Source organism: Gemmatimonadales bacterium, assembly GCA_041390145.1.
Lineage (GTDB): Bacteria > Gemmatimonadota > Gemmatimonadetes > Gemmatimonadales > GWC2-71-9 > SPDF01.
In genome coordinates, this window is the sequence record JAWKQM010000009.1 from 41,397 (window position 1) to 58,515 (window position 17,119).

8 protein-coding genes are annotated in these 17,119 nt (G+C 66.9%); all 8 read left to right on the forward strand.

The window, feature by feature from the left end:
- The 8 genes from R2910_09255 (at position 1) to R2910_09290 (ending at position 17,094) form a co-directional block, all read left to right on the forward strand.
- A complete protein-coding gene (locus R2910_09255; protein ID MEZ4413157.1) occupies positions 1-2,679 on the forward strand; it encodes a protein kinase in 2,679 nt (892 codons plus the stop codon).
- A gap of 20 nt (positions 2,680-2,699) precedes the next feature.
- Positions 2,700-4,556 carry a CocE/NonD family hydrolase gene (locus R2910_09260; GenBank protein MEZ4413158.1) on the forward strand — a complete coding sequence of 619 codons (1,857 nt, stop codon included), beginning with the start codon at positions 2,700-2,702 and terminating at the stop codon, positions 4,554-4,556.
- A 95-nt stretch (positions 4,557-4,651) separates the two neighbouring features.
- Positions 4,652-7,612 (forward strand): serine/threonine-protein kinase, encoded by a 2,961-nt coding sequence (locus R2910_09265; protein ID MEZ4413159.1) that lies wholly within the window; start codon positions 4,652-4,654, stop codon positions 7,610-7,612.
- Positions 7,613-7,759: 147 nt separating this feature from the next.
- Positions 7,760-8,140: a hypothetical protein gene (locus R2910_09270; GenBank protein MEZ4413160.1), complete on the forward strand. Its 381-nt coding sequence runs from the start codon at positions 7,760-7,762 to the stop codon at positions 8,138-8,140.
- An 83-nt stretch (positions 8,141-8,223) separates the two neighbouring features.
- Positions 8,224-9,261: a hypothetical protein gene (locus tag R2910_09275; protein MEZ4413161.1), complete on the forward strand. Its 1,038-nt coding sequence runs from the start codon at positions 8,224-8,226 to the stop codon at positions 9,259-9,261.
- A 225-nt stretch (positions 9,262-9,486) separates the two neighbouring features.
- Positions 9,487-12,081 carry a protein kinase gene (locus R2910_09280; protein MEZ4413162.1) on the forward strand — a complete coding sequence of 865 codons (2,595 nt, stop codon included), beginning with the start codon at positions 9,487-9,489 and terminating at the stop codon, positions 12,079-12,081.
- On the forward strand, positions 12,081-14,432 hold the full coding sequence (locus R2910_09285) for a protein kinase (protein ID MEZ4413163.1): 2,352 nt from the start codon (positions 12,081-12,083) through the stop codon (positions 14,430-14,432). Before R2910_09280 ends, R2910_09285 begins: the two co-directional genes overlap by 1 nt.
- Positions 14,425-17,094 (forward strand): protein kinase, encoded by a 2,670-nt coding sequence (locus R2910_09290; GenBank protein MEZ4413164.1) that lies wholly within the window; start codon positions 14,425-14,427, stop codon positions 17,092-17,094. The genes R2910_09285 and R2910_09290 overlap by 8 nt, the downstream gene beginning before the upstream one ends.
- Positions 17,095-17,119 lie beyond the last annotated feature (25 nt).

Below are 17,119 nucleotides of genomic sequence, written 5' to 3' on the forward strand. Positions count from 1 at the left end.
GTGACTGATCCCCTGCCCCGTCTCTCCGCCGCCCTGGCCGACCGCTACCGCATCGAGCGGGAGCTGGGCCAGGGGGGCATGGCCACCGTCTACCTGGCGGAGGACCTGAAGCACGACCGCAAGGTGGCGCTCAAGGTGCTGAAGCCCGAGCTCGCCGCCGTCATCGGCGCCGAGCGGTTCGTGGTGGAGATCAAGACCACCGCGTCGCTCAGCCATCCGCATATCCTGCCGCTCTTCGACAGCGGCGAGGCCGACAGCTTCCTCTATTACGTGATGCCGTTCATCGACGGCGAGACGCTCCGCGCCAAGCTCGACCGCGAAACCCAACTCGGCATCGATGAGGCGGTCAGCATCACCGTGGCCGTGGCCGACGCGCTCGACTACGCCCACCGGCACGGCGTCATCCACCGCGACATCAAGCCGGAGAACGTCCTGCTGCACGACGGCCGCCCGATGGTGGCCGACTTCGGCATCGCCCTGGCCCTCAGTGCCGCGGCCGGCGGCCGCATGACCGAGACGGGCATGAGTCTCGGCACGCCGCACTATATGAGTCCGGAGCAGGCCACCGCCGAGAAGGAGATCACCGCCCGGAGCGATGTCTACTCGCTTGGCAGCGTGCTCTACGAGATGCTCACCGGCAACCCACCGCACGTGGGCGCCTCGGCCCAGCAGATCATCATGAAGATCGTGACCGAGGAGGCCGCGCCGGTCACAAAGCTGCGGAAGGCAGTGCCACCCAACGTGGCGGCCGCCGTCGCCAAGTCGCTCGAGAAGCTGCCGGCCGACCGGTTTGCGACTGCCAAGGAGTTCGCCGACGCCCTGGGGAACCCCGCGTTTGCATCAATGGCAGGAGTGCACGCGAGTGGTCAGTCGCGGCCTCCCCGCCCCGCTGCCCCGCTGCCCCGCCTGCTGAGCGTCGGGCTTCTCGCGGGCACGGCAGCCATGGCACTCTGGGGATGGCTCCGGCCAGCTCCCACTGGCGAAACGAGCCGCCAGCGAGTGGTGCTCTGGCAGCACGCAGCCGCCGAGATTCTCTCCCCCAGCATCGACCGCTTCTACACCAAGGCCGCCATCGCGCCCGACGGGTCAAGCATCGTCTTCACAGACTCCGTCGACGGCGGGTATCGGATCATGCAGAAGCTCCGTGGCCAGCGTGACCCGACGCCGATGTCCGGCACGGAGGGTGGGCTGTCGCCGTTCTTCTCGCCGGACGGCAAGTGGATCGGATACGTGACCTTCGACGGCAAGCTCAAGAAGGTTCCAGCCGGGGGTGGTGGATCACTCACGCTCTCCGACAGTGCGAATGTCATTTACCCTGTCGCGGCCTGGCTGGATGACGGGACGATCATCTACGAAGGCCTACGCAGCGAATTGCGGCGAATTTCCGCCAACGGCGGGAAGAGCACGGTCGTGCTCGCCGACAGCACCAACCAGCGCCTCACCCTCCCGCTCGTGACGCCGGTCCTGGGAAGTCGCGGGGTGCTCTTCACCGGCTGCCCCGGTAACTGTGCCAACGGATCGTCCGTCTACGTCTTCGACTTCGCGGCGGACAGCGCCCGATTGCTCGTGGCCGATGCCGCCGGCGCCTGGCACTCCCCCACCGGCCACCTGCTCTACACCGACCGGGCGGGCGGGCTCTTCGCGGCGGGGTTCGACGCGAAGCGGCTGGTCCTCACCACCGGCGCGGTGCCGGTTCTGGAGGGGGTCGCCCCGGCGACCTTCGCATTCTCTCCCTCGGGCGATGCGTTGTACTCCGTCGAAAGCGGTGCCAAGGCACAGTCCTCCCTGGTCTGGGTAGCGCGCGACGGCAGCACGGAGCCCCTCGATCCGACCTGGACCGGGGCGTTTGCCTATCCAGCGCTCTCGCCGGACGGAAAGGCGCTGGCCGTGAGCGTCCGCGACGGCACCACCCAGCTCTGGGTCTGGCGTGCCGACGGAACGAGGCAGCAGATGACCCGAGATGGCACGGTCAGCTGGCGCCCCTCCTGGACCCCCGACGGCCGGTCGATCTACTACGTCAGCAACGCCGGCAACGGGGCCACGGCCACCTCCATGGATGAACTCGACGTCTACCGGCTACGCGTCGATGGAAGCGCCCCCCCTGAACGCCTGGTGCACCACACCTATGGGCTCTGGGAGGCGGAGGTGTCACGCGACGGGCAGTGGGTCCTGTTCCGCGCCGACGAGATCGGCGGTGTCGGCCATATTTACGGCCGGCGCCTGACCGGCGACACCGCCCAGGTGCCGCTTCTGGTCAAGGAAACGGCCAGCAACCAGGCTGCCCTCTCGCCGGATGGCCGGTGGCTGGCCTATACCTCCATCACGGCGGGTGGCCGGGAGGTCTACGTCACCCCCTTCCCGAGCATCACGACGAGCCGCCTCATTTCACGCGACGGCGGTTCCGAGCCGCGCTGGGCGCACAGCGGCCGGGAACTCTTCTACAAGAGCGGCGACGAGCTGATGGTGGTACCCGTGGTGCCAGGACCGACGCTCACCCTCGGCATCCCCCGGGCGCTGTTCTCCGTTGCCGGCTTCGCGTCAGCCCGCAACCGGCAGCAATACGACGTAGCGCCCGACGACAGCCGCTTCATCATGATCAAGGAACCGGAGAGCACCGCCGGTGAGGTGGTGTACGTCGAGAACTGGTTTTCGGAACTCAAGGAAAGGGTGACGCGGTGAGCGACACGACGACTCGTCTGATGACCACGACCCGATGGCTGGCCCTCGCCATCCTCTGCGTCTCCTGCAACCTCGAATCGGCGCCTCCCCCCGGGTCGGACGACCTGTCCCGGCAATTCGATCGCCAGGAGGTCCGCATCCCGATGCGCGACGGCGTCGAGCTGTTCACCGTCATTCTCACACCGAAGCGCGCGAGCGAGGAGCTCCCCTTCATCCTGAGCCGCACCCCCTACGGCACCGCCGGCTGGGGCGGGACCTACAAGATCGGCTATGGCTACCAGGAGTTGATGAAAGACGGCTACATCTTCGTCTTCCAGGACATCCGGGGCCGCTTCCAGTCCGGCGGCACCTTCGTGATGAGCCGCCCTGCCTGCCTGGAGCGTGGCGACGGGTGCATCGATGAGGCCACCGACACCTGGGACACCGTGGAGTGGCTGCTCCAGAACGTGCCGAACAACAACGGCCGGGTCGGGCAGCTCGGCATCTCGTATCCAGGGTGGACCACCAACGCCACCGCTTTCGATCCGCATCCTGCCATCAAGGCGCTGAGCCCGCAGGCCACCATGGGCGACGCCTGGATGGGCGACGACTTCTTCCACCAGGGCGCCTTCCGGTTGAGCTACGGCCTGGAGTACGCCTGGGACATGGAGGCCAGCTCCGACCAGAGCATTCCCCCAACTCCCGGGCGGTACGACACCTACGACTGGTATCTCTCCTTCCCGACGCTCCGGGACCTGAGTGCCGCGGTCGGCGCCGACGCCTGGCCCACCTGGCGGAACTTTGCCACGCACCCGTCCTATGACACGGTGTGGAGCGCCCGGTCGATTCCTTCGCGGCTCAAGAGCGCCCCGGTCCCCACGCTGAATGTGGGCGGGTGGTGGGACCAGGAGGACATCTACGGCACGCCGAACGTCTATGCCGCCATGGAGACCAACGACTCCGCGCACCGGAACTTTCTCGTCATCGGCCCCTGGTACCACGGTGAGTGGTTCCTGGAGTCCGGCGATTCGCTCGGCCCCATTCAATTCGGCAGCGCCACCGGCGAGACATACCGCCGCACCATCGAGGCCCCGTGGTTTGCCTACTGGCTCAAGGACAAGGGCGACGGGCAATTCCCGGAGGCGCGGGTGTTCGACGCCGGAGCCCAGCAGTGGCGCACTTTCGACGCCTGGCCGGCACCGACCTCCGCACCGAAGCAGCTCTACTTGCACGACGGTGGCAAACTCTCATTCGACCCGCCCACCGCAACCAGCGGCTTCGACCAGTACGTCAGCGATCCGGCGCGCCCGGTCCCCTACCGGCACCGGCCGGTCGAGTGGACGTATGATCCGCGTGGATCCGACTGGGACTACTGGATGACCGAGGACCAGCGCTTCGTGGACAGCCGCCCCGACGTGCTGGTCTGGCAGACGGAGCCGCTCACCGAGGAGGTCACGGTGGCGGGCTCGGTTGCGGCCAAGCTCTTCGCCGCCACCACCGGCACCGATGCCGACTGGGTCGTCAAACTGATCGATGTCTATCCCGATTCGATTGCGGACCGGCCGCGGATGGGCGGGTACGAGTTGATGGTGGTCGGCGAGATCATGCGCGGCCGCTACTACAAGGGGTGGGACAACCCGCAGCCGATTCCCGCGAACACCGTCACCCCGTTCAGCGTGGACATGCACCAGCAGGCCTACACCTTCCGGCCGGGGCACCGCATCATGGTCCAGGTGCAGAGCACCTGGTTCCCGGTGCACGACCGGAACCCGCAGACCTTCGTGCCCAATATCTTCGAGGCCAGGGCCGGCGACTTCCGGGCGCAGACGCATCGCATCTACCGGAGCGCGCAGTACCCGTCGCACCTCGAGCTGGATGTGCTGGGGGCGGCACAATAGCGACCGCGCCTGCCCGCCGGCTGAAGCCGGGGTCCGGTGGTCCTGGATTCCGGCCTTCGCCGGAATGACGATCATTCCATGAACTGGATGTCACATTGACTGACCCGCTCGCCCGCCTGGCCGCTGCCCTGTCCGACCGCTACCGCATCGAGCGGGAGCTGGGCCAGGGCGGGATGGCCACGGTGTATCTCGCCGAGGACCTGAAGCACGACCGCAAAGTGGCGATCAAGGTGCTGCGGGAGGACCTCTCCGCGTCGCTGGGCAAGGAGCGCTTCCTCCGCGAGATCAAGGTCGCCGCGGGCCTGCAGCACCCGCATGTCCTCCCCCTCTACGACTCCGGCGAGGCGGACGGTCTCCTCTTCTACGTGATGCCATTCGTCGATGGTCTCTCACTGCGTGAGCGACTGGTCAAGGAGGGCGAGCTTCCGATCGATGAGGCAGTCCGCATTCTTCGCGATATCGCCGATGCGCTTTCCGAGGCCCACAAGCACGGCATCGTGCATCGCGACCTGAAGCCCGAGAACGTGATGCTGCGCGGGCGGCACGCACTGGTCACCGATTTCGGCGTGGCCAAGGCGCTGAGCGAGGCCACCGGCCGCCAGTCGATCACGACGGTGGGCATCGCCCTCGGCACGCCGACGTACATGGCGCCGGAGCAGGCGGTGGCCGATCCGATGGTGGACCATCGGGCCGACATCTACGCCTTCGGCGTGGTGGCCTACGAGCTCCTTGCCGGAACCCCACCCTTCACCGGCATGAACCCACAGCAGGTCCTCGCCGCGCATGTCACCGCGGCGGCGGAGCCGATCGGCACGCACCGGACCGTGCCCACCGCGCTCTCGACGCTGGTGATGCGGTGCCTGGAGAAGAAGCCCGCCGACCGGTGGCAGAGCGCCGAGGCGCTGATTCCGCAGCTCGAGTCGGTCCTGACACCGAGCGGAGGCATGACACCCACTGCCACGCAACCGGTGCGCGTGGAGGGTCGCGCGTCACCCACGCGACGCGTCCGCATCGGGGTGGTCATCACAGCGGTCGCCGCGATGGCGGCGTTTGCACTCTGGAACCGGAAGCCGGCCGTCGACGCATCACTCAACCCGGACCTGATTGCCGTCTTCCCCTTCCGCGTCACCAGCGCCGACGGTTCCCTCGACTATCTGGGCGATGGCATGGTGGACCTGCTCGCGGCGATGTACACCGGCGAGGGTGGTCCCCGCGCCATCGATCCGCGGACCGCGCTCGCGGCGTGGAAACGCCATGGCGGTGGCGAGCAGGCGGAAGCCGCCGGGCCGGCGGCGGCGCGCGACTTGGGTGCCGGGCAATTCCTGCTTGGCAGCGTCGTTGGGACGGGGAGTCGCCTCGTGTTGAGTGCGTCGGTCGGCCGCCCCGGCCAGGACGGCGCAGTCGTGCAGGCGCGGGTCGAGGGCCCGACGGACAGCCTGTCCAGCCTGCTCGATGTGCTGGTCGGGCAGCTCCTGGTGCGGACCGCGGGACTCACCAGCGAGCGGGCAGTTGGGCTCTCTCCGTCACTCGAGGCGACCCGCGCCTACGTGGCGGGCCGGGCCGCCAACCGGCGAGGCGACTGGAGCGGAGCAGCCGTCCATTTCCAGCGCGCCATCGCCCTCGACTCATCCTTCACCCTCGCCGCCCTCGGCCTCAGCGAATCCCTCGCGTGGAGCCCGACGGGTGAACTGATGAACGCCCGCGTGCAGGAACTGGCCTGGTCCAATCGCGCCGTGCTGAGCCCCCGCGATCAAGCGGTACTGGCGGGCTACACCGGCGGGAACGGCCCAGCCCCCGACAGCAAGGCGGATGTCCTCAAGGCCTGGGAATCTGCGGTGAGCCGATTCCCCGATCTGGCTGATGCGTGGTACTGGCTAGGCGAGACCTACGTCCACTCCGGCCAGATGCTCGGCATCGCGGACTACCAGGCGCGAGCGCGCCAGGCACTGGAGATGGCCTCATCGCTCGACCCCGACATGGCGGCCCCGCTCTTTCACCAGGTCGAAATGGCGGTAGATCGGCATGACACGGCCGGGGCGCAGCGACTGCTCGGACGAATCATCGCGCAGGATTCGACCTCGGACGCCAGGGGCATCCTGGAGTTCACCGTTGCCGAGGGCGTCGGCGATTCCGCCGCGGTGGCGGCCGCGCTGGCGCGGTTCGCGCGGACGGGAAACCCCTCTGTACGCTGGGCCTCCCTTGACCTTGTGGATAATGGGCGTGGCTTGGGTCTGATCGACACGTTGTTCAGCCTTGCAGATCGTGCCGCCACCGCCGACGCCAGCCGGCGGGTAGCCGCCGAAACTCGGACCCGAGTGCTGATGGCCCTTGGACGACCGGCGGAGGCCGTAGCCCTGGCCCGGCAGCGAGGGGTGTGGGACGATCCGACCGCGATCATGGCGGTGCTCTATGAATCGGCACCACCCGGCGCCGCGGTAAGCACGCTCGAGCGCCTGACGGCGCTCGCGCTGGCACCACCGGCCGACACGCCCCCGGCGCGTCGGACCCAGAATCAGGCGGCCTGTCTGATGGCGCAGTGGCGCCTGCTGCGCGAACCCGGTGCTTCCGTGGCGACGTTCACCGACAGGCTGAGGCAAGGGTCCGTGAGACTGGACGAGCATGGGGCTCCCGAGGCGAGCCCCGTCTGCCTTGCGATCGTTGAAGCCCTGTCGGCAGTACGGAGTGGAAACCCGCAGGCAGCCGCCCTGGTGATCCGGCTCGACTCGCTCCTCATGCTGGGGCCAGCCGGAACCGAGCTGACGACAGACGGCGGGGATACGAGCCTCCAGGCCGCCGACCTGCTGGTGGCTCGGGCCCTGGAGCACGTCGGCATGATCGAGCAGGCATCCCGGGCCGCCTGGCGAGGGGAAGGCAGCTCGATCTGGTGGGCAGGCCTCCGCGATCAGGGTCGATTGGCCGCGCTGGCGGGCGACCGGGAGGAAGCGATCCGGGTCTATCGACGCTACCTCTCCATTCGCTCGAACCCGGAGCCCGCGCTGATGCCGCAGCGCGACTCGGTCAAGGCGGAACTCGCCGCGCTGGTGGGGGAGCAATGAGCGACCAACTCTCCCGCCTCACCGCCGCCCTGTCCGACCGCTACCGCATCGAGCGGGAGCTGGGCTGGGTCGGCCGAGCTGCGGCGCACCACTGAGGGGAAGTAGCCGGTGCACCTTTTGGTCCGATGGTCCTAGATTGCCTGTAGCATGCCCTTCCGATCGCGCGTCTCCCAGCTGTTGGCCCTCACCCTGCTCCTGCTGTCACCGGGAGCCGGGGGCCTCGTGCTGGAGATCAGCCATCCCTGCCCCGGCGATGCGGCCCCGGAAGCATCGGGTACCGGGCACTCGCATCATTCTGATTCACATCATTCCGGCCATCAGGGGCCGGAACATGGCAACCGCTGCTGCTGCTTCGGCGCCTGCTCGCTCGCTCTGCAACATCCAGGATTGCCGCAAGGTGCGGCGCTGGCCACGCTGCTGCTTGCCACCTCACACTCACCTGAACTCCTGCAAGCCGCCGAGCCGCTCGTCGGCACGCCATCCCGCCTCCTTCCCCCGGCCACCGCACCGCCCATCGGTCTTTCCTGAGTCATATCGCCAATCCAAATCAATCGCTTCGACGGTGCGCTCCCTGCGCCCGCCGGGCTCTGAGCTTTCAGGAGAAGACTGCCATGCATTTCTCGGCTACACGATGGGCCCCCGCTGTCCTGGGGTTGTTCTGCCTTGCCACCGCGATACCGGGCGCTGCCCAGGAACCGAAGTGGTCGAGTGGGCGCCCCGACGGGCACGCCCCGATCGGCGTCATGGGCGACCATACCCACGAGCGGGGCGAGATGATGCTCTCGTATCGCTACATGTACATGGACATGGACGGCAACCGGACCGGCACGTCCGAGGTCACCACCGCCGACGTGCTCGCGGACTATCCTGTCTCGCCGCTCAGCATGCCGATGAACATGAGCATGTTCGGGTTGATGTACGCGCCGAGCAACCGCGTGACCCTGTCCTTCATGCTGCCGTACCTGAGCTACTCGATGGACCATCAGACCGGAATGGGAGGGTTCTTCACCACCGAGAGCAGCGGCATCTCGGATCTTACAGCTTCCGCGCTGATCAGGGTGTTCAACAAGGACCGGCAGGCGATGCATGTCCAGGCGGGGCTGAGCTTCCCCACCGGCTCCATCGACCAGCAGGATGTGACACCGATGAGCATGGGGCAGCCGGTTCAGCTCCCCTACCCGATGCAGCTCGGCTCCGGCACACTCGACGTGCTCCTTGGCCTTACCTACCTCGGCCAGAATGACAACTGGTCCTGGGGCGCACAGGGCAGCGGCGTCATCCGGACCGGGACCAACGACAACGACTATCGGCTCGGCAACAAGGGATACCTGACCGGGTGGTACGCCCGGCGCTGGAGCCACTGGGTGAGCACCTCCATCCGCGTGGCCGGCAGCAGCTGGGGCAACATCCACGGCGCGGATCCAGCCCTCAATCCTGCCGTCGTTCCGACGGCTGATCCCTCGCTCCGCGGCGGTACCCGGCTCGATGCCCTCGTCGGCCTGAACTTCGAGGTCGCGACCGGCAAGCTGAAGGGCCAGCGGCTCGCGGTGGAAGCCGGTATCCCCTTCTACCAGGATCTCGACGGCCCGCAACTCCAGACCAAGTGGCTGATCGTCGCGGGGTGGCAGTACGCCTTCTCGCTGTACTAGCATGCGGGGCGAAAGCCCCGCCCTCTAGCCCGCTTCCATATCTCGCGGTATCCTAAGGGGTTACCGCTGTCCTTTGCGTCCCTTTGCGTCTTCGCGTCCGAAGCTGTTCACGCGAAGACGCGAAGCCGCGAAGGTGCCCACGCAGCCCTCCTAGTCCTTGATCTCGCACCTCTCGTGTCGCTTCAGCGACACCAGCCGAGCCGCGGCCTTGGCCGCGAGGATGAAATGACCGACCCCCTGCCCCGCCTCACCGCCGCCCTCGCCGAGAAGTACCGCATCGAGCGGGAGCTCGGCGCGGGCGGGATGGCCACGGTCTACCTGGCCGAGGACCTCAAGCACAAGCGCAAGGTCGCGATCAAGGTCCTCAGGCCAGAACTCGCCGCTGCCATGGGTGCAGAGCGGTTCCTGCGCGAGATCGAGACCACGGCCAACCTGAGACACCCCCATATCGTACCACTCCACGACTCAGGGGAGGCGGCAGGGTTCTTGTTCTTCGTGATGCCCTTGGTCGACGGCGAATCGCTCCGCAGTCGGCTCGATCGCGAAAAGCAGCTGTCGATCGAGGACGCACTGCAGATCGCTCGCGAGGTCGCCGATGCGCTGAGCTATGCGCATACTCACGGAGTGGTGCACCGTGACATCAAGCCCGAGAACGTCCTGCTTGAGAGTGGCCATGCCGTGGTCACCGATTTCGGGATTGCGCACGCGACGACTGGCGTCGGGGCAGAGCGGCTGACCGCCACCGGGCTCTCGATTGGCACACCGCACTACATGAGCCCAGAGCAGGCAGCCGGGGCGCCGGACGTCGACGGACGAAGTGACGTCTATGCGCTCGGTTGCATGCTGTTCGAGATGCTGGGCGGGCGACCGCCCTTCGTCGGCCCCGACATGCAGAGCGTAATCCGGCAGCATATCGCCATTGAGCCACCCCCCATTACCGATCTCCGGCCGTCCGTGCCGGGCGGGGTCGTGGTGGCACTGCAACGCGCACTCGCGAAGGCGCCTGCCGACCGCTTCAACCCGGTCGTGCAGTTCTCCGAGGCGCTGCGCGTGCCGTCGGCGACGACGATCACGGTCACGCGTGGGATGTCGTGGCGAATGGCGGCGGTGGTCGCGGCGCTCGCCGTGGTCGGCTGGTTCGGCTGGCGTGCAGTTCGCCCCGTGCCATTCACGATGTCGGTCACGAACATCCGGCAGGTGACCAGGGAACCCGAGGCGGAGATACATGTGGCGCTCTCCCCGGATGGCCAGGAGATCGCGTACGAACTCGGCTCGCCGCTGCACACCCAGATCATCGTGCGGGATGTTGCCGGGGGCCGGCCGGTCCCGCTCACGGCAGGGTGGGGGGGCAGCCAATTCAAGCCGCGCTGGACTCCCGATGGTCGCTCGGTCACCTTCTGGAACCTCTACACCACGCCCGCCCACGATTCTGGCTCGTGGCGGATGCCGCGCCTCGGCGGCACTGCCGAGCCCATCGATAGCGGCGCCGCGCTGGTCGATGGCCCCGGCCGCACGATTATCGCGCGCGGTGATACGACGCTGATACGTGCCGAGGATGGTCGCGAGACCGTGCTGTGGGTGGGGCTCCGCGAGCTGCACTCATTTGCCTGGCGACCGGATGGCAGGATGGTGGCCTGGGTGCGCGGCAACCAGGACTACAATTATTCGTGGGGAAATATCTCTCCCAGCCAGGTCTGGGTGGCTCCCTTGGGGGGCACTGCGGTGGCAGTGACCGACAGCACCTCGCTCAACACCCAGCCCGCATGGCTGCCTAATGGCACACTGTTGTTCATCTCGAATCGCGATGGGGCGCGGGATATCTATGCCCTGCGAATCGCAGAAGACGGTCGGCCCATTGGGACACCGCTCCGTCTCACCACGGGCCTCGAACCTTTCTCGGTCTCGCCATCGGCCGATGGGCGCACGTTAGCCTACGACCGCTTGCTCCTCCGGCGCAATCTCTACGCATTGCCGATCCCGACAAGTGGTGTTGCGTCGATGAAGGACGCCGTACCGCTCACGACCGGCAACCAGACCATCGAGACCGTCAGCGTCACACGGGACGGCCGCACTCTGATCTTCGACTCGAACCTCAAGGGTCGACAAGATCTCTATGTCATGTCGACGGCCGGCGGGGAGGTCCGCCGGGTGACGCGTGGTGGAACTGATAACTTCAGCCCTGACCCCTCACCCGACAGCCGTGAGATCGCATTCCACACGATTCGGAATACCACGAGGGACATCTATGTGGTCGGGATCGACGGATCTGGGGAGCGGCCGCTCGTGGACGATGGTGCGGAGTCGTTTCATCCCGCGTACTCGCCGGATGGCCTCACCATCGCGTATTCCGATCTCGCCACCACTAGCACGACACGAGTGATCCGACGGAAATCTCTCGACGCCGAATGGGGTCCGCCCGAAACGTTGCCGATCCCCAATGGGTTCGGGCCCAGATGGTCACCCGATGGCCGATACATCGCCTACTTTACTCACGCTCGACCGGGTGGGATCGGGATCTACGAACTTGGCGGGACCGCACGTCAGCTGATGCCTCCCGACACATTCGGGCTCGAATACCCCTCGTGGCCCGAGTGGTCGGCCGATGGTCGTTCAATTTATTTCCGTGCCTTTGACGCGGATGGTGCCGAAGGGCTGTATCAGGTCGATCTGGCGGGAGGCAGGCCCAGGCTGCTCATCCGATTCGACGATCCGACCCGCACGGTTTTCCTCGGCGCCATCCCCCACGATGGGAAGCGGTTCTACTTCGCCGCCGGCGAGCTTGAGAGCGATATCTACCTCATGGATCTGGTGACGAAGTGATGGATATCCTTTCCCGCCTCACCGCCGCCCTCGCCGAGAAGTACCGCATCGAGCGGGAGCTCGGCGCGGGCGGGATGGCCACGGTGTACCTGGCCGAGGACCTGAAGCACGCTCGTAAAGTCGCGGTGAAGGTGCTGCGCCCGGAACTCGCAGCGGTGATCGGGGCTGAGCGGTTCCTGAGCGAAATCAGGACGACAGCTAATCTGCAGCATCCACACATTCTCCCCTTGCATGATTCCGGCGAGGCCGACGGGTTCCTCTTCTACGTGATGCCGTTCGTGGAAGGGGAAACGGTCCGTGACCGGCTCAACCGCGAAAAGCAGCTGCCGATCGACGACGCGGTGCGCATCGCCAGCGAAGTGGCCGCCGCGCTCGACTACGCGCACCGTCACGGCGTCATCCACCGCGACATCAAGCCCGAGAACATCCTGCTGCACGACGGGTCCGCCCTCGTCGCCGACTTCGGTATCGCACTCGCTGCCAGCACCGCGGGCCAAGACCGGATGACCGAAACCGGGATGAGCCTCGGCACGCCGCACTACATGAGCCCTGAGCAAGCGATGGGGGAGCGGGAGATCACCGCCCGGAGCGATGTCTACGCCCTCGGTTGCGTGCTCTATGAAATGCTGCTCGGGGAGCCACCCTTCACGGGGCCCACCGTGCAGTCCATCGTGGCCAAGGTGATGTCGGAAAGGCCAGCGCCGCTCACGGCGCGCCGGGACCGCATTCCCCCCCAGGTCGAGGATGCCATCCTCACGGCACTTGAAAAGCTCCCCGCCGACCGGTTCGGATCGGCCGCTGCATTCGCCCAGGCGCTCGCGGCGCCGGCTGAGGGCACCCCGTCGTACGCGCGTCGGCGCGCAGGCACAGCCACGCATCGCCGCTCCGCCTGGATCCGCACCGGCATCCTCGTGGCGGCGGTCGCCGTGGTCGGATTGATTGCGTTCGGGCTCGGTCGGCGCGACAGCGCCCCGAACGGCACCGCGACGCCAACCTCCCTCGCGGTCCTCCCCTTCGAGAACATCGGAGGCGACCCACAGAACGAGTATTTCAGTGACGGCGTCACGGAGGACATCATTGCCCAGGTGTCCCAGATTGCCGGACTGAAGGTGATCAGCCGGACCTCCACCACAAAGTTCAAGGGCGGAGGCACCTCCATCCGCGACATCGGCCAGCAGCTCGGCGTGACCAGCGTGCTGGAGGGGAGCGTGCGCCGCCAGGGGAACCGGATCCGCATCGTGGCGCAGCTCATCGATGCACGCACCGATGAGCACCTCTGGGCCAGCACCTATGACCGGGAGCTCGAAGACATCTTCGCCATCCAGACGGATGTGGCCAACAACATTGCCAACGCGCTGGGGTCCATGCTCGCGACCGGCGGCGGCGCGGCCTCCGTCCCGACCACCAATCTCGAGGCCTACGAGCTCTACCTGAACGGTCGGCTCCTGCTCGCCCAGCGGAACAGCGATGCCCTCCACACCGCGGTCGAGCGATTCGAGGCCGCGCTGGCGCTCGATCCGAAGTTTGCCGCCGCCTATGGGGGGCTCGCCGAGGCGTGGATGCTGCTGCCAATCTATTCCTCTGAACCGGCGATCGACGCCTCAGCGAAAGTCGAGCGATACGCCGATTCTGCCTTGGCCCTGGATTCCAAACTGTCCGTCGCATACGCCGCCCGTGCCTTTGACCGTGCCTTCATCGGATGGCAGTTTGCGGAAGGGGAACGGGACCTGAAGGAAGCCATCCGGCTCAACCCGAACTTCTCCTCGGCGCACCAGTGGCTGGGTTCCGTGCTGATGGTGCAGGGGAAGACGGACGAAGCCCTCGCCAACTTCCGACAGGCGGTGGTGCTCGATCCGTTGTCCAACATCAACGCGACGGACCTGGCCATGAACCTCTTCAACGCCCGTCGCTTTCCAGAGGCAGAGGCCCAGTTCCAGCAGGTGATGACCCGGGATCCGCAGTTTGCTCCTGCGTTCCAGCGGGCGGGATGGTTGTACGGCACACAGGGAAGCGACAGCGCGGCCGCCGAGGTCCTGGAGCAGTGGAATCTTCTGCAGGGCCGCCCCTTGGTACCCCCGGGGACAATTCGCACCGCCTATGCGGCCGGCGGCCGGGACTCGATGTATGCACTGCTGGTGGCTCCTGGTGTGCGTGACCGCGCTCCGATCTTCGACTTGGCTTCCTGGTACATCTACCTCGGCAGGAAGGCCATGGCCCTCGACGTCCTCGACGAAGCGGCCGACCGGCGGGACCCGTTCCTCGGCGCGGGGTTGAGGTTCCCAATGTGGGATCCGCTCAAGGATGAGCCGCGGTACCAGACCTTGATCAAGAGAGTGTACGGCGATGACTGACCCGCTGCCCCGCCTTACCGCCGCCCTCGCCGAGAAGTACCGCATCGAGCGGGAGCTCGGGCAGGGAGGCATGGCCACCGTGTACCTCGCATATGACGTGCGGCACGATCGCAAGGTGGCGCTCAAGGTCCTGCGCCCTGAACTCAGTGCCATTCTCGGCGCGGAGCGGTTCCTCGCCGAGATCAAGACCACCGCCAACCTCCAGCATCCGCACATCCTCAGCCTCTTCGATTCCGGAGAGGCGGCAGGGCTCGTCTTCTACGTGATGCCGTACGTGGAAGGGGAAAGCCTGCGCGATCGGCTGGACCGGGAGACGCAGCTCTCCGTTGACGACGCGGTCCGCATCGCCCGCGAAGTGGCCGACGCGCTCGCGTATGCCCATGGACAGGGCGTCATTCACCGCGACATCAAACCGGAAAACATCCTGCTCCACGGCGGGCACGCGATGGTGGCCGATTTCGGCATCGCCCTGGCGGTCAGCCGATCCGACGGTGGCACCCGCATGACCGAGACTGGGATGTCCCTCGGCACGCCGCACTACATGAGTCCCGAGCAGGCGATGGGGGACAAGGAGATCACCCCCAAGACGGACATTTACGCGCTGGGGTGCGTGCTCTACGAGATGCTGGTCGGGGAACCGCCGTTCACGGGGCCAACGGCGCAAGCCATCGTGGCCAAGGTGATGACGGCGGAGGTGACGAGTCTTTCGGCGCAGCGCCGCTCCGTCCCGGACTACGTCGAGGCCACGGTGCTGCAGGCGCTGGAGAAGCTGCCGGCAGACCGGTTCGGCAGCGCCCAGGATTTCCTGGCATCGCTTTCGGGCACGATGTCCACCCAGAGCATGTCACGATCGATGTCGCGTGCACCGTCGGCCGGGCCCTCGCGGAAGATTGCGTACGCCGCACTCGGCGTGGCCGGGGTCGGGGTCGCACTGGCGGCCTGGGGAATGACGCGATCACCGGCTGCCGGAGCGGTCCCCTCGGTGGCGTTCCGCCTCAGCCAAGATGGGCGGATGGCCGCGGACTACGCCGGGGACGTCCGGCCGGCGCTCGCGATCTCACCCGATGGCTTGCATCTCGCCTACCGCGCCGAGGACGGCGGACGGCGCAGCATCGCCGTGCGCGACCTTGGCTCAGTGGAAGCGCGGCTGCTCCCGGGAACGGAAGGGGCCCGGGACATCATCTTTTCCCCCGACAGCCGTTCGTTGCTCTTCCGGCAGGGGACGACGCTCAAACGGATCTCGATCAGCGGCACTCCGCCGATCAGGGTCGCGGAGATCGGGCAATCGCCACAGACGTACGGTTTGGTCTGGCTCCCTTCGGACACGATTTATTACCTGATCGAGGCGTCGCATTCGATCTACAAGGTGAGCGCGGATGGGAATGCTCCCCCTGTCAGCACCCCCCTTCCAGACTCCATCGGCCTGTTGAGCGAACTCGCCCCGATCCCCGGCACCGAGTGGCTCCTCTCCTCGGAACTGGGTGAAGCGCGGGCATCGACGATCGTGGCGGTGTCGTCCAAAACCGGCGAGGTCCGTCGCCTCAACGGAAAGGGCGCCGGCGTTCGGCTGTTGCCCGATGGACGCCATCTCCTGCTCGGCAAGGAGAACAACCTGCTGACGCTCGTCGCCTTCGACCCGAAGCGGCTGGAACTCAGCGGTCCCGAGATCCCGGTGCTGGACGGTGTCCAAGGCACCGTCACCGGACTCCCGACGCTTGGGCTCTCGCGGACTGGGACGCTGCTCTTTATCACCGGTCGCGAGAACGACCGGACGGTCGTTGAGGTGGATCGGAGCGGGCGTGTCACGCCCCTCATGACCGAGCCCGCCGAGTACAAGGACCCGCGGTGGTCGCCGGACGGGACGCGCATCGTGGTGGAAATCGCACAGGGCGTGCAGGGGGATCTCTGGATTCGTGATACAAGGGCGGGCACCCAGACCCGCCTCACCAACGGGAGCGAGAATCTCTATCCGCTCTGGACCCCGGACGGCCGGCGGATCGTCTTCACCTCCCGCCGCGCCGGCCTGGCAGGGCTCTGGTGGCAGCCGGTCGACGGTGGGAGCGAGGCCGAGAGCCTGCAGCCGGGCAGTGAACAGGACCTGCGGTTTCCTCACGACATCAGCCCCGATGGGCGCACCCTCCTGGTTCGGACCAACACGGCGGCGAGTGGCTTCGATATTGGCGCCATGGAGCTGAAGCCGAATGGTGAGTTTCGGTCGGTGCTGGCCACGCCCGAGAACGAGGGCTCGCCGGTGTTTTCGCCGGACGGCAAGTGGATGGCGTACACCTCGGATGCGTCCGGCACCAACGAGGTGTACGTGACGCCCTGGCCAAACGTCGGGCGCCGCGCCCAACTCTCCTCGGGTGGCGGTCAGGAGCCGCGGTGGAACCCGCAGGGGGGCGAGCTGTTCTACCGAACTGGCGACGCCATGATGGCGGTCCGGCTTGTGGAACAGGACGGGCTCCTGGCACCCGTTCGACGCGATACCCTCTTCAGCGGCGCGTATTTCCAGCAGCCGCGCTGGCCGGAATACGACGTCTCGCAGGATGGCACCCGGTTCCTGATGATCAAGCGTGGCAGCGCCCGCCAGGAAATCATCGTCATCACCGGGTGGGCTGAGCAGGCGGTGAAGAAGCTCGCAGAGGGCGCCGGCGCGCAGTGAGTGACCCAGGCGTCCGCCCAGCGAG

Coding starts and splice junctions, on each gene's coding strand:
- R2910_09285 (MEZ4413163.1), top strand. CDS start 12,081: ATGGATATCCTTTCCCGCCTCACCGCCGCCCTCGCCGAGAAGTACCGC.
- R2910_09280 (MEZ4413162.1), top strand. CDS start 9,487: ATGACCGACCCCCTGCCCCGCCTCACCGCCGCCCTCGCCGAGAAGTAC.
- R2910_09275 (MEZ4413161.1), top strand. CDS start 8,224: ATGCATTTCTCGGCTACACGATGGGCCCCCGCTGTCCTGGGGTTGTTC.
- R2910_09270 (MEZ4413160.1), top strand. CDS start 7,760: ATGCCCTTCCGATCGCGCGTCTCCCAGCTGTTGGCCCTCACCCTGCTC.
- R2910_09260 (MEZ4413158.1), top strand. CDS start 2,700: ATGACCACGACCCGATGGCTGGCCCTCGCCATCCTCTGCGTCTCCTGC.
- R2910_09290 (MEZ4413164.1), top strand. CDS start 14,425: ATGACTGACCCGCTGCCCCGCCTTACCGCCGCCCTCGCCGAGAAGTAC.